The organism is Sphingopyxis sp. EG6, assembly GCF_003609815.1.
Taxonomy (GTDB): domain Bacteria; phylum Pseudomonadota; class Alphaproteobacteria; order Sphingomonadales; family Sphingomonadaceae; genus Sphingopyxis.
This window is the reverse complement of record NZ_AP017603.1, coordinates 1,184,936-1,198,532: the sequence shown is the minus strand read 5'-3', so window position 1 is coordinate 1,198,532 and position 13,597 is coordinate 1,184,936. Positions and strand designations below refer to the sequence as shown.

Annotated in this window: 11 protein-coding genes; 7 read left to right on the top strand and 4 right to left on the bottom strand. The window is 61.9% G+C overall.

All coding sequences use genetic code 11. The features are described 5' to 3' along the window. The first annotated feature begins 10 nt into the window (after positions 1-10). Positions 11-2,911 (top strand): excinuclease ABC subunit UvrA, encoded by a 2,901-nt coding sequence (uvrA, locus tag SPYCW_RS05935; RefSeq protein WP_120216017.1) that lies wholly within the window; start codon positions 11-13, stop codon positions 2,909-2,911. Between the two features lie 282 nt (positions 2,912-3,193). On the opposite strand, the gene SPYCW_RS05930 is transcribed toward uvrA, so the two are convergent. The 3 genes from SPYCW_RS05930 to SPYCW_RS05920 form a co-directional block, all read right to left on the bottom strand. Further along, positions 3,194-3,742, bottom strand: coding sequence for a hypothetical protein (locus SPYCW_RS05930; RefSeq protein WP_120218137.1), 549 nt, complete (start codon positions 3,740-3,742; stop codon positions 3,194-3,196). Positions 3,743-4,071: 329 nt separating this feature from the next. Continuing rightward, a complete protein-coding gene (locus tag SPYCW_RS05925; RefSeq protein ID WP_120216016.1) occupies positions 4,072-4,380 on the bottom strand; it encodes a putative quinol monooxygenase in 309 nt (102 codons plus the stop codon). A gap of 17 nt (positions 4,381-4,397) precedes the next feature. Next, on the bottom strand, positions 4,398-5,975 hold the full coding sequence (locus SPYCW_RS05920; protein WP_120216015.1) for a reverse transcriptase domain-containing protein: 1,578 nt from the start codon (positions 5,973-5,975) through the stop codon (positions 4,398-4,400). Between the two features lie 320 nt (positions 5,976-6,295). Here SPYCW_RS05920 and SPYCW_RS05915 point away from each other — a divergent pair, with 320 nt between their 5' ends. From SPYCW_RS05915 to phoB, 6 genes are all read left to right on the top strand, one after another. After that, positions 6,296-7,357, top strand: coding sequence for a substrate-binding domain-containing protein (locus SPYCW_RS05915; protein ID WP_120216014.1), 1,062 nt, complete (start codon positions 6,296-6,298; stop codon positions 7,355-7,357). 228 nt (positions 7,358-7,585) lie between these two features. Next, positions 7,586-8,962: a phosphate ABC transporter permease subunit PstC gene (gene pstC, locus SPYCW_RS05910; RefSeq protein ID WP_120216013.1), complete on the top strand. Its 1,377-nt coding sequence runs from the start codon at positions 7,586-7,588 to the stop codon at positions 8,960-8,962. Further along, positions 8,955-10,211 carry a phosphate ABC transporter permease PstA gene (gene pstA / locus SPYCW_RS05905; protein WP_120216012.1) on the top strand — a complete coding sequence of 419 codons (1,257 nt, stop codon included), beginning with the start codon at positions 8,955-8,957 and terminating at the stop codon, positions 10,209-10,211. Before pstC ends, pstA begins: the two co-directional genes overlap by 8 nt. 5 nt (positions 10,212-10,216) lie before the next feature. Next, positions 10,217-10,999, top strand: coding sequence for a phosphate ABC transporter ATP-binding protein PstB (pstB, locus tag SPYCW_RS05900; RefSeq protein WP_120216011.1), 783 nt, complete (start codon positions 10,217-10,219; stop codon positions 10,997-10,999). 25 nt (positions 11,000-11,024) lie between these two features. Continuing rightward, a complete protein-coding gene (gene phoU / locus SPYCW_RS05895; RefSeq protein WP_120216010.1) occupies positions 11,025-11,744 on the top strand; it encodes a phosphate signaling complex protein PhoU in 720 nt (239 codons plus the stop codon). Then, positions 11,744-12,442, top strand: a complete 699-nt coding sequence (gene phoB, locus SPYCW_RS05890; protein WP_120216009.1) for a phosphate regulon transcriptional regulator PhoB — start codon at positions 11,744-11,746, stop codon at positions 12,440-12,442. Before phoU ends, phoB begins: the two co-directional genes overlap by 1 nt. Before the next feature lie 12 nt (positions 12,443-12,454). On the opposite strand, the gene SPYCW_RS05885 is transcribed toward phoB, so the two are convergent. After that, positions 12,455-13,393, bottom strand: a complete 939-nt coding sequence (locus tag SPYCW_RS05885; protein ID WP_197715660.1) for an alpha/beta hydrolase — start codon at positions 13,391-13,393, stop codon at positions 12,455-12,457. Positions 13,394-13,597: the final 204 nt, after the last annotated feature.

Below are 13,597 nucleotides of genomic sequence, written 5' to 3'. Positions count from 1 at the left end.
TACTCCTCCCATGAGTCTCACCCACATCAAAGTGCGCGGTGCGCGCGAGCATAATCTGAAGGGCGTCGACGTCGACCTGCCGCGTGATGCGTTGATCGTCATCACCGGCCTGTCGGGCAGCGGCAAATCGTCGCTGGCGTTCGACACCATCTATGCCGAGGGGCAGCGGCGCTATGTCGAGAGCCTGTCGGCCTATGCGCGCCAGTTTCTGGAGATGATGCAGAAGCCCGATGTCGAGCATATCGACGGCTTGTCGCCCGCGATCAGCATCGAACAGAAGACGACGAGCCGCAACCCGCGCTCGACCGTCGCAACGGTCACCGAAATCTACGACTATATGCGCCTGCTCTGGGCGCGCGTCGGCATCCCCTATTCGCCCGAAACCGGCGAGCCGATCAGCGCGCAGACGGTCAGCCAGATGGTCGACCGCGTGATGGAATTGCCCGAGGGCACGCGCGCCTATCTGCTCGCCCCCGTCGTCCGCGGCCGCAAGGGCGAGTATAAGAAGGAGCTCGCGCAGTGGCAGAAGGACGGCTTCACGCGCGTCCGCATCGACGGCGAATTTTACGAGATCGGCGACGCCCCCGCGCTCGACAAGAAGTACAAGCATGACATCGAGGTCGTCGTCGATCGCATCGCGGTGCGCGAAGGGCTGGGCACACGCCTTGCCGACAGTTTCGAGACCGCGCTGAAGCTCGCCGAGGGGCTCGCCTATGTCGACCTCGCCGACGGGCCGGTGCCGGGGCGCGAGGAGGAAGACACCGGCGGCGCGATGAAGGGCGCGGGCATTCCGGCGAACCGGCTGATCTTCAGTGAGAAATTCGCCTGCCCGGTCAGCGGCTTCACGATCGCCGAGATCGAACCGCGGCTGTTCAGCTTCAACGCGCCGCAAGGCGCCTGCCCCGCGTGCGATGGCCTCGGCGAGCGGCAGGAGTTCGACCCCGATCTCGTCGTCCCCAACCATGCGCTGAGCCTGAAAAAGGGTGCGATCGTGCCGTGGGCGAAATCGAACCCGCCCTCGCCTTATTATATGCAGGTGCTCGAAAGCCTGGGCAAAGCCTATGGCTTCGACCTGACGACGCCGTGGCAGGACCTGCCCGGCGAGGTGCAGCTGATCATCCTCTATGGCAGCGGCGGCAAGCCGGTCGAGCTGACCTTCAAGGACGGACGCCGCAGCTATACGACGCATAAGGCGTTCGAGGGCGTCATCGGAAATCTCAACCGCCGCCTGCTCCAGACCGAGAGCGCGTGGATGCGCAAGGAGCTGAGCAAATATCAGACCCCGCAGCCGTGCGAGACGTGCCATGGCGCGCGGCTGCGCCCCGAACCGCTGGCGGTGAAGATTGCGGGCGAGGACATCAGCATGTCGGCGCAGCGGTCGGTCGCGGACGCGCTCCATTGGTTCAGCGCGCTCGACGAGAAGCTGAACGACACGCAGAAGCAGATCGCCAAGGCGATCCTGAAAGAGATCAACGAGCGGCTCGGCTTCCTCAACAATGTCGGGCTCGATTACCTCAACCTCAACCGCACGTCGGGGACGCTCTCGGGCGGTGAAAGCCAGCGCATCCGCCTCGCCTCGCAGATCGGCAGCGGGCTGTCGGGCGTACTCTACGTCCTCGACGAGCCGAGCATCGGCCTGCACCAGCGCGACAACGACCGGCTGCTCGCAACACTCAAACGACTCCGCGACCTCGGCAACACCGTGATCGTCGTCGAGCATGACGAGGATGCGATCCGCCACGCCGACTATGTCGTCGACATGGGTCCGGGCGCGGGCGTCCACGGCGGCGAGATCGTCGCCGAGGGGACGCTGAAGCAGGTGCTGGCGAACAAGAAGAGCCTGACCGCGGCGTATCTGACGGGCGCGAAGAAGATCGAGGTGCCGAAGCACCGCCGCCCCGGCAACGGCTTCGACCTCGTGCTGAAGGGCGCGCGCGCCAACAACCTCAACAATGTCACCGCGAAAATCCCGCTCGGCACCTTCACCTGCGTCACCGGCCTCAGTGGCAGCGGCAAGTCGAGCCTGATCATCGACACGCTCTATGCCAGCGCGGCGCGCGTGCTGAACGGCGCGCGCATGGTCGCGGGGCCGCACGACAGCCTGAAAGGGCTTGAACATTGCGACAAGGTGATCGACATCGACCAGTCGCCGATCGGCCGCACCCCGCGCTCGAACCCCGCGACTTATACGGGCGCTTTCACGGTGATCCGCGACTGGTTCGCCGGGCTGCCCGAGGCGCAGGCGCGCGGGTACAAACCGGGACGCTTCAGCTTCAACGTCAAGGGCGGACGGTGCGAGACGTGCACCGGCGACGGGCTGATCAAGATCGAGATGCACTTCCTGCCCGACGTCTATGTCACGTGCGAGACGTGCCACGGCAAACGCTACAACCGCGAAACGCTGGAGGTGAAGTTCAAGGGCATGAGCATCGCCGACGTGCTCGACATGACGGTCGAGGATGCGGCGGAGTTTTTCAAGGCGGTGCCCGCGATCCGCGACAAGATGGCGATGCTGGTGCGCGTCGGGCTCGGCTATATCAAGGTCGGGCAGCAGGCGACGACGCTGTCGGGCGGCGAGGCGCAGCGGGTGAAGCTGGCCAAGGAATTGTCGCGACGATCGACCGGGCAGACGCTCTACATCCTCGACGAACCGACCACCGGGCTGCATTTCGAGGATGTCCGCAAGCTGCTCGAAGTGCTCCAGCAGCTGGTCGACCAGGGCAACAGCGTGATCGTGATCGAGCATAATCTGGACGTCATCAAGACCGCCGACTACATCCTCGATCTTGGTCCGGAAGGCGGGGTGAAGGGCGGCGAGATCGTCGCGGCGGGGACGCCGGAGCAGGTGGTGAAGGAGCCGCGGAGCTTTACCGGGCAGTATCTGAAGCCGTTGCTGGCGGCGGGGAAATAGGCGGCCTTCGCTTTTTCATCTCGTCACCCTGAACTTGTTTCAGGGTTCATGGTCGGCACTCGCAATCGACGCTGCGTCTCCGGCGGCGCCCGGCCATGGATGCTGAAACAAGTTCAGCATGACGACCTGTAGTTCCCGTTCGTGTTGAGCCCTTCGACGGCCTTGGCAGGCGCTCAGGATAAACTTCCGTCTATGCCGGAAGTCGAGACACGTCGCGTTCGCGCTCGACTTCACGTGTCTCGACTTCGCTCGCCACGAACGGGTTTGGGGTGGCCCGTCGGTTCAACGCCACACCGCTGACAGCGGGTAGAGCGCGATCAGCCAGATCAGGCAGGCGAGCACGACGCGGCGGTCCTTGGTCGCGATCGCGAGCAGCGCGGCGGGGAAGAAAGACCAGGTGAGGATGATCCGACGCAGGTCGAAGGGCGGTGCGCCATCGAGCCAGGCGACGGTGCCCAGCAATGCGACGTTGCACAGGAACACCCCGCCGATCACCTGGCGCCGGTGTTTGTCGAAATGGGCGTTGAGGTCGTCCCAGCCTTCGGGATCGTCGGGGAACACCAGCGAGGCGGCGACGAAATAGAGCGCGGTGACGACAAAGCCGCCGAACAGCACCGGCCAGCTGAGGGGCAGCAGGTCGCGCACCGCCCAGCCGTACATCCAGAAGGTGACGACGTCGCACGACACGAACAGCCCGAGCAGCGCGGTCGGCCAGCCGATGCGGACGCGGTGCGACGCCTTCAGCGCGCGCGCCAGCCCGCCCAACCCTTCGGCCAGCGCGAGGCCGAGGATCAGCCCGAACAGCGAAAAGATGAATTCAAACCCGCTCATATGCCCCCCGGCCATTCCCCGAAACGACGCCCTGCCCCGCTTAAAGCCACAAAAGCCCCGCATGCGCGGCGCCGGAATGTGTCCTTTGTGGCTTTAGGGTCCTGACCCTAAGCCGCTTCGCCGGCGCCGCCCGCCAACACGGATCGCGGTGGCGCGCGGATCGCCCAAAGGAAAGGCCAAAGCGATGGTGCCACGGCAAAATATTGTAGGACAGCGGTTTTTCGCCCCGCCGCTTGCGGAAGGGATTTGGGGAGGGCCGGTAAACCAACCCACAGCCCCTGGCCCCATGCCCTCCCCCAACCCAACCCCGAAGGGAGCGGCGGATCAGGTCACCCCATCAGCTTCGCGGTGACATCCTCGGCGGCATAGATGCGGATCACCGACGGCTGCGGCGAGAGGGCGCGCATTTCGGCGACGAAGGCGCCCGACGCGGGGACCGCGAAATGGGCGCGCACCGCGGCCAGATCCGCCCACTCCTCGACAAAGACAAGGCGGTCGGGGTTTTCGACATCGACATGGCAGTTATGCGCCAGGCACCCCGGTTCGGAGCGCGACCGCGCGCTATGCTCGGCGCCGAGCGCGATCATGCGCTCGCGATGCTCGGGGGTCAGGATGACGTGGCCGGTGATGAGGATCATTGGTCGCCGATCTCGGCTCATGTATATCGAGAAATCGCTGTGTAGTAGCTCGGGCTCTGAATTTCGCTCAAGCCATAGCGTTTATAGAATTTCCTTGCGGCGCGCCATCCGCGAACAAAACTTGGTAAAATTGATTCATTCGGTACGTCCGCTTTGTACCAAGAGCCATCTAAGAGTTCATTTTCCGTCACAGCATAAAGCTTTGAAGGATCAAGCCCTTGTCCAGCGATAAGTCGATTTCTCTCTCGAATTGCACGCTTTATAACACTTTTCAGCCAACCATCTAGTTCTATCAATGTTTTGGGATCAGTCACTAGAGGATAAAAAGCCAATAATCCTCGAACAAATCGGAGTTTTTTATCCTTTTCGATAAAATTCATCAAATCGGATTCTCGAAGCCCTCCGTAGATATATCTTCTTATTTCATTTAGACACGTCACGAGGTCCCAATCCTTCGCCTCGCTTCCTAGCCTATCTGGGTTAATGGGCGAAGGCGGCGATTTTCTGGCGTATAGAATAAGATGAATATTTATTATTCGGCTAATTCTCTTCTTAATTCTCTTCACTGCTTTAGCGGTCAGATTTATAGATTCGGAGGAGACACGATGGCCTAAGAAATCGACGAACTCCGCTTTGTTGAGTTGGCCCCCGTCATCTCCGTAAACGAAAAACCATCGTTTATCGTCAGAATCTCGCCCCGATAACAGTTGAATACCGTGGGATTTTTCGAAATTGATCGAGACACCGGTCTTTTCGCAGTGCTCCCGGAATTTGAGCTCAATTTGCCGAGCATCAGAATACGAATGGGCGACAGCGATCACATCGTCTGCGAATCTAACGAACGAACCATTAAGTTTCTCTAATTCCATGTCAAGTTCGTGAGCGGCAATGTTCGATAGAAACAAAGACAAGGAGCTACCTTGCGGCACTCCAACCGACCGCTTTTGGTACTTCATAGTCTGCCAAGACGCATACTCGTCATAGTCATGCTTCAAAAACGCACTAATTGCATTTCGTTCTGCCGACGAAACTACAAACGGCCCATCATATACTAGCTTTTCTAAGTATTTATGATTTATAGTGTCAAAATACTTTCTGTAATCGTATTGAAGTATAAACGTCTTAGACGGCTGCATCATTCTCTGAAGATGAATTATCGCCTCAAATATCGATTTATCCGGACGGTATGCAAAGGAGTAAGATGAAAACAGCCCCTTATTTCTTGACGTTAGTTTCCTATGGAAAATATTTGCTATTGCCGAATCCGGAATGGCAAATTGCATTATCTCTCGCACGCCGCCGTCAGGTTTCGGGATTTTGAATAAAATCGCTGGCTTCGGCGCATATGAGCCATTCTGAATTTTACGCCAGATCACTCTGGCCAGAAATTTGGAGTGCCTAATGCAATAGGCTGGATCAAACTGGGTGTCATATTCCCAGTAGGAAGGATCTTTCAGAGTTGCGGCGGTTGAAGGTTTGCCCGTTCTTTTCGTAAACCGCTTCGCATGCTTTATCGACGCGTGCTCCGTATGGCGCTGCTTGTCGAGAATCCTCCGAGCTTTACGCTCAATTTCCTTCCGGATTACCTCTTCCATTTTAGAAGGGTCGCCGAGGCCCGATAGTCAGGGGGTCTGTTGCGAAGGGCGTTACAAATCCGCGTCATAACTGCATTGTAATTTCCGAACCCCGGCTAGCACACACGTGCATTTTATTCTGATGAATAACTATTTGGGGTTCGTCAAGCGGCACTCCATTCATTCTGGCCACATTAGGCGGAACCACCCCCCTGTCCCATTACACTTCCATGACACTCCCTGTCACAAACACGTCACACAAAACCCCCAAATGGCGCTCAGCGAGTCGCCGCGGGGGTGGTGGCTTGGTTCGGTAACGACCCCCATCAACAGGATTTTCCATGGCTCAGAAATTCGCGCCCCGCACCCTTGGCGTCGTGGGCGCCGCCGTGTGCGCGCTGGCGCTTTCCGCCTGTCAGGATCAGGCTTCGTCGGGTGGCGGCGCGCGCGATTATATCAGTGCGGTCGGATCGTCGACGGTCTATCCCTTTGCCACCGCGGTCGGTGAGAAGTTCGCCGAAGCAACGGGCAACAAGACGCCGAAGATCGACAGCACCGGCACCGGCGGCGGTTTTGAACGCTTCTGTTCGGGCGTCGGCGGCGACACCCCCGACATCGCCAACGCTTCGCGCCGGATCAAGAAGAAGGAGTTCGACACCTGCGTCGCCAATGGCGTCAAGGACATCGTCGAAGTCCAGATCGGCATCGACGGCATCGCGCTGGGCGAAGCGACGCGCGGCCCCGGCTTCAAGCTGACCGAAGAAGATGTGTACAAGGCGCTGGCCGCCAACCCCTATGGCAAGCCCAACGCCGCCAAGACGTGGAAAGACGTCAACCCGGCGCTGCCCGCGGTCGCCATTTCGGTGTTCGGCCCGCCGTCGACCAGCGGTACCTATGACGCGTTCAAGGAGCTGATCCTGGGCCGCGGTTGCGATGCGAACCCCGAGATGAAGGCGCTGAAGGACAGCGACAAGGACAAGCATGAGGCGGTGTGCACCGCGCTGCGCGGCGCGCCCTATTATGTCGAGCAGGGCGAGAACGATAACCTCATCATCTCGAAGCTCGACAAGAACCCGACCAGCCTGGGCATTTTCGGCTTTTCGTATCTCGATGCGAACAAGGACAAGATCAAGGCGGTGCCGGTGCAGGGCGTCGCGCCGACCTACGCGGCGATCGCCGACGGCAGCTATCCGGGTTCGCGCCCGCTGTTCATCTACATCAAGAAGGCGCATGTCGGCGTCGTCCCGGGGCTGGCCGAATTTGTCGCCGAGTTCCTGAAGGGCGCGAGCGACGGCGGCTATCTGAACGCCAAGGGGCTGATCGTGTCGCCGAAGCCGATCGCGGACGCCGCGGCGGCGAACGGCACGAACATGACCGCGCTCAACGGTGCCGAGCTGAAGTAGGTTTCCCCCCCGGTGGCCGGATGGGGCTTGCCCGGTCCGGCCACCGCTTTTTTTTGGACGTCACCAAATTGCCATGCTCGCTGAGCAAAGGCTGTTGCAAATTCACCGTAGCCCTGAGCTTGTCGAAGGGCGCCTCGCAGGAAAGCGCCTGATCGGCAGGCGCCCTTCGACAGGCTCAGGGCTACGGTTTTTTGGCGCACCCGCGGCGCACCGCAAGATGAGGACCAAGTGACCTTTAACGCCGCCGCCCTGTTACTCCTGATCGCGAGCCTCGCCCTGATCGGCTGGATTGCCGGTCGGCAGCGGTCGAACCTGCTTGCGGGGCGTGCGGGGGCGAAGCTGCATTCGCGGCCGCAATATCATGGCTGGTATGTCGCGCTGTGGCTGTTCGCGCCCGCGGCGCTGTTCCTGGCGGTGTGGTCGTCGGTGTCGCCGGGACTGATCACCAACGAGGTGCTGGCGAGCGAGGCGGCCGAGAGCCTGCCCGCCTTTGGTTTCGAGCGCGGGGCGATCCTGTCAGATGCGCGCAGCGTCGCGCAGGGCAAGCAGGACGCGGTACGGCTGCCCGCCGCGGCGCCGCTGGTCCAGCCCTATGCCGATGCGGCGCATAAATATGCGTGGATCGGCATCGCGGCGATGCTGGCGCTGGCGCTGGCGGGCGGGCTGTATGCATTCACGCGCATCAAACCCGATTTCCGGGCGCGGACGCGGGTTGAGCGGATCGTGATGGCGGTGCTGCTGCTCGCGTCGCTCGTCGCGATTTTGACCACCTTCGGCATCGTGCTGTCGCTGCTGTTCGAATCGATCCGCTTTTTCCAGCTGGTATCACCGATGGAGCTGTTGTTCGGGACCAACTGGGCGCCGCAGAGCGGGGCGCCGGTCGACGATACGTTCGGCGGCATTCCCTTGTTCTGGGGCACCGTCCTGATCGGTGCGATCATCGCGATGATCGTCGCGATCCCGATCGGGATGATGACCGCGGTGTACCTCACCCAATATGCCGCGCCGGTCGTGCGCCGCTGGGTCAAGCCGATCCTGGAGATTTTGGCCGGGGTGCCGACCGTCGTCTACGGCTATTTCGCCGCGCTGACCGTCGCGCCTGCCTTGCGCGAATTTGCGGTGATGCTGGGCATTCCCAACGCCTCGACCGAAAGCGCGCTGGCCGCGGGCATCGTGATGGGGGTGATGATCATCCCGTTCGTCTCCTCGATGGCCGACGACAGCATCAATGCGGTGCCGCAGGCGATGCGCGACGGGTCGCTGGCGCTGGGCGCGACCCCGAACGAGACGATCCGCCAGGTGCTGATCCCCGCCGCGCTGCCCGGCGTGATGGGTGGCATCTTGCTGGCGGTCAGCCGCGCGATCGGCGAGACGATGATCGTGGTGATGGCCGCCGGCCTTTCGGCGAACCTGACCGCCAACCCCTTTGCCAGCGTCACCACGGTGACCGCGCAGATCGTGAAATTGCTGACCGGCGACCAGGAATTCGACAGCGCCAAGACGCTGGCCGCCTTTGCGCTGGGGCTGGTGCTGTTCATCGTCACCCTGCTGCTCAACATTGCCGCGCTGCGGATCGTGAAGAAGTATCGCGAAGCTTATGAATAGGGACACCACACCGACCGACTGGAAGGCCGCGGCGATGCAGAAGCGCATCGCGGGGCGCTATGCAGCCGAACGCCGGTTCAAGCTGATCGGCCTGGGCGCGGTGCTGCTGTCGGGCGCATTCCTGGCGTTCCTGCTGTTCGTGATGGTCGGCAACGGCGCGCGCGGCTTTACCTATACCAATGTCGCGGTGCCGATCGATTTCAAGGCGATGCCGCTGACCGTCGACAAGGCGCGGCTTGACGATGCCGACGCCGATCAGGTGATCGCGAATGCCGGACTGGCCGACATCGTCGCCTTTGCCGCCGACGAGGCGCTGGGCGACGGTGGGTCTGAGCTGATTTCGGAGAACGCCTGGAAAGAGGTGCGCACCGCGATCAAGGACGACCCGGCGCTGCTGGACGGCGAGACGGTGTTCGAACTGCCCGCGGCGAGTGCGGTCGATATCATGGCGAAGGAAGGCGCGCGCGGCGAGCTCGGCGCCAAGGTCGATGCGCTGGAACGCGAGGGGAAGCTGTCGACGGGCATCCACTGGCCCTTCTTCCGCAACGCCGACGCCACCGATCCCGCGGTCGCGGGCATCTGGGGCGCGCTCAAGGGATCGGTGCTGACAATCTTCATCGCCTTTCTGATCGCTTTCCCGACCGGGGTGCTCGCGGCGCTGTATCTGGAAGAATATGCGGCGAAGAACCGCTGGACCGACCTGATCGAAGTGTCGATCAACAACCTCGCCGCGGTGCCGTCGATCATCTTTGGCCTGCTCGCGCTCGCGGTGTTCATCAACTGGTTCGGGCTGTGTCAGGCGAGCCCGCTCGTTGGCGGGCTGACGCTGGCGTTGATGACGATGCCGGTGATCGTGATCGCCAGCCGCAACGCGATCAAATCGGTGCCGCCGTCGATCCGCGATGCGGCGCTGGGCGTGGGCGCAAGCCCGGTGCAGGTGGTGTTCCACCACGTCCTGCCGCTCGCCCTCCCCGGCATTTTGACCGGCACGATCATCGGCATGGCGCGCGCGCTGGGCGAAACCGCGCCGCTGCTCCTCGTCGGCATGCGCGCCTTTATCGGCGACGTGCCGGGCGGCATCTGCTCGCCGTCGACGGTGCTGCCGATGCAGATTTTCCTCTGGTCGGACGAAGTCGACCGGGGCTTTGTCGAGAAAACCTCCGCCGCGATCATCGTGCTGCTGATTGTCCTGCTGTCGATGAACGCCTTTGCGATCTATCTTCGCAACAAATTCGAAAAACGCTGGTGACCTGAATGACCCAAGACGATCTCATCATCGCCGACCCCAAGATGCGGGCGCAGGGCGTCAACGTCTTTTATGGCGACAAGCAGGCGATCAACGACGTGTCGATCGACGTCGGCACCGACCTGGTCACCGCCTTCATCGGCCCGTCGGGCTGCGGCAAGTCGACCTTCCTGCGCTCGCTCAACCGGATGAACGACACCGTCGCCAGCGCGAAGGTGACGGGCCGGATCGAGCTGGACGGTGAAGACATCTACGCGCCGTCGATGGACGTCGTGCAGCTGCGCGCGCGCGTCGGCATGGTGTTCCAGAAACCGAACCCCTTCCCCAAATCGATTTACGACAATGTCGGCTACGGCCCGCGGATCCACGGGCTGGCGCCGTCGAAGGCCGACCTCGACGTGATCGTCGAGCGCGCGCTGGTCCGCGCCGGGCTGTGGGACGAGGTCAAGGACCGCCTGCTGGAAAGCGGCACAGCGCTGTCGGGCGGCCAGCAGCAGCGCCTGTGCATCGCGCGCGCCATCGCGGTCGACCCCGAAGTCATTTTGATGGACGAGCCCTGCTCGGCGCTCGACCCGATCGCGACCGCCAAGATCGAGGAGCTGATCCACGAACTGCGCGGCAAATATGCTATCGTGATCGTCACGCACAATATGCAGCAGGCGGCCCGCGTGTCGCAGCGCACCGCCTTTTTCCACCTCGGGACGCTGGTCGAATATGGCAAGACCACCGACATCTTCACCAACCCGAAGCAGGAACGCACCAAGGACTATATCACCGGCCGCTACGGCTGATCCGTAGCGCAACAGGACGACAGTGATGGCATTAACGAACGATCATACGGTCAAGGCCTTCGATGAAGACCTCAACCGCCTGCGTGGGCTGATCAGCGAGATGGGCGGCCGCGCCGAACAGGCGCTGCTCCAGGCGATGACCGCGCTGAAACAGGGCGACCTCGACCTCGCCGCACAAGTGGTGCGCGACGACAAGAAGATCGACGCGCTGGAGGCTGAAGTCGAACAGCTGGCGGTCCAGACGATTGCTCTCAGGGCACCGATGGCCGACGATTTGCGCGAAATGATCGCGGCGCTGAAGATCGTGTCGGTCGTCGAACGCATCGGCGATTATGCGAAGAATATCGCCAAGCGCGTCGCGCTGATGGATCAGACGCGCTCGATCGAGGCGATCCCGCTGCTGATGTCGATGTCGTCCAACGTCGCCGACCTGGTGCACGACGCGCTCGACAGTTTCGCCGCGCGCGACGCCGAACTGGCGGTGCGAGTGACGGTGCGCGACAAGAATGTCGACGATTTCTACAACAGCATCTTTCGCACCCTCGTCACCTTCATGATGGAAAATCCGAAATATATTTCAGAAAGCGCGCACCTGCTGTTCGTCGCCAAGAACCTGGAGCGGATGGGCGACCATGCGACCAACATCGCCGAGATGGTCTATTATGTCGTGACCGGCGAACATATGGAGGAGCGCGAGCGCGGTGAGCAACCCGAAGATGGCGCCGCGGAGCAGGAGCAAGGCTGATGCCGCAGCCCGACCTGCTGCTGATCGAGGATGACGAGGCAATCGCCGAGCTCATCGTCTGGCATTTCGCGCGCGAGGGCTTTTCGGTCCGGCAGACGCCCGACGGCGAACAGGCGCTGGTGCTGGTCGAGGAGCGCGTCCCCGACATCGTCCTGCTCGACTGGATGATCGAAAGCCTGCCCGGTATCGAAGTGTGCCGCCGCCTCCGCCGCAACCCGAAATCGGCGAATGTGCCGATCATCATGCTGACCGCGCGCGGCGAGGAAGAGGATCGCATCCGCGGCCTCGAAACCGGCGCCGACGATTATGTGACCAAGCCGTTCAGCCCGCGCGAACTGGTCGCGCGCGTGTCGGCGGTGCTCCGCCGCCTGCGCCCGGCGCTCGCCGGCGAATTGCTGACCTATGCCGACATCGAGCTCGATTCGGTCGCGCACAAGGTGATCCGCAATGGTCAGACGGTGAATATGGGGCCGACCGAATTCCGCCTGCTCCGCCATTTCATGGAGCATCCGGGCCGCGTCTTTTCGCGCGGGCAATTGCTCGACAGCGTGTGGGGCCAGGACAGCGACATCGAACTGCGCACCGTCGACGTCCACATCCGGCGGCTGCGCAAGGCGATCAACCTGCCGGGTACCAGCGACATCATCCGGACGGTGCGATCAGCGGGTTATGCGCTGGATGCGGGGAAAATCAGCTGATCCGGTCGAGCTTCACTTTGCCTTGGCGGGGAGCAGATATTTCAACCCGCGGGTGAATCCGCGCGGCGCGATGGTGAAATGATCTTCGTCGTTCAGGACCTCGACCTCCATGCGGAGCGACGGATATTTGCGCGACCGTAGCGCCTGATCCATGTTGCGGGTGTCGGTCACCATATTGACGTCCTTGGCATAGCGCGGATCGCCCGGTCGCATCTCTTCATATTCGCCGATATACATATAGACGCGGGCCGGAAGGTCGTCGTGCGTCGCGGCATAGGCCTTTTCGCGCCCCGCCATATGGTGGCGATCGTACCAGAAGGACGGGCTGCCCAGGATATAGCCGCTAAACAGACGCGGCTCGCTGAACAATATTTCCGACCCCAACAGCGCGCCATATGAGTGGCCAAGGAACAGGCGGCGGCTTTCATCGGTCCGGTAGCGTGCCGCCACAAAAGGCAGCACCTGATCGCGGACATAGGCGGTGTAGGCGACCGACTTGCCATGCACCGCGTCCCTCGGCGCGGTGCTGGGTCCGTTCGGCGTCGGAGTGTAATCGCGCCGCCGACTTTGCGCACCGCCCTCCCCCTTCGCATAGGACAGGCCGACAAGGATGAACTCGTCGAGCGTGGCGCGTTCGATATTCAGGCGCCGTGCGATCTGCCTGATTACGGGAAAGGCATAGTCGGCGTCGGTTACGTAAAGGACGGGGTAGCGCCGCTGGGGCTGCGTGCCATAGGATTGAGGCAGCGCGACAAACAACTGATAGTCGCGGCCCGAAACCGGGTCGGGGACATCCCAGACCTCGGTATCCGGAATTTCATAAGGCAGTCCGTCGCCGCGCTGGGCGGCGACCGAGGGCGCCGCGGAAGCCGAAGCTTGCCCACCCGCAACGTCGGAACAGCTTGCCAGAACCGTGCCCGCAAGGGCGACGCACAAAAGACCTCTGATCAATCTCAGGCTCCATCGGAATGGTCGGACGCGCGTTGACAGGGCAGGCCAACGAACGCGCTTATCGTCATGCTCATAAGCTGCCGAAAGCGCGGCGGAAGGAAATTTCTGTACCGGTTCGGGTGCGACGGAGGCGGAGAGCGGAAGCTGGCTGGATGTGGTCGTCCATCACTGGACCCTTCGACAGGCTCAGGACAGGCTTGATCC

Coding starts and splice junctions, on each gene's coding strand:
- uvrA (WP_120216017.1), top strand. CDS start 11: ATGAGTCTCACCCACATCAAAGTGCGCGGTGCGCGCGAGCATAATCTG.
- SPYCW_RS05930 (WP_120218137.1), bottom strand. CDS start 3,742: ATGAGCGGGTTTGAATTCATCTTTTCGCTGTTCGGGCTGATCCTCGGC.
- SPYCW_RS05925 (WP_120216016.1), bottom strand. CDS start 4,380: ATGATCCTCATCACCGGCCACGTCATCCTGACCCCCGAGCATCGCGAG.
- SPYCW_RS05920 (WP_120216015.1), bottom strand. CDS start 5,975: ATGGAAGAGGTAATCCGGAAGGAAATTGAGCGTAAAGCTCGGAGGATT.
- SPYCW_RS05915 (WP_120216014.1), top strand. CDS start 6,296: ATGGCTCAGAAATTCGCGCCCCGCACCCTTGGCGTCGTGGGCGCCGCC.
- pstA (WP_120216012.1), top strand. CDS start 8,955: ATGAATAGGGACACCACACCGACCGACTGGAAGGCCGCGGCGATGCAG.
- pstB (WP_120216011.1), top strand. CDS start 10,217: ATGACCCAAGACGATCTCATCATCGCCGACCCCAAGATGCGGGCGCAG.
- phoU (WP_120216010.1), top strand. CDS start 11,025: ATGGCATTAACGAACGATCATACGGTCAAGGCCTTCGATGAAGACCTC.
- phoB (WP_120216009.1), top strand. CDS start 11,744: ATGCCGCAGCCCGACCTGCTGCTGATCGAGGATGACGAGGCAATCGCC.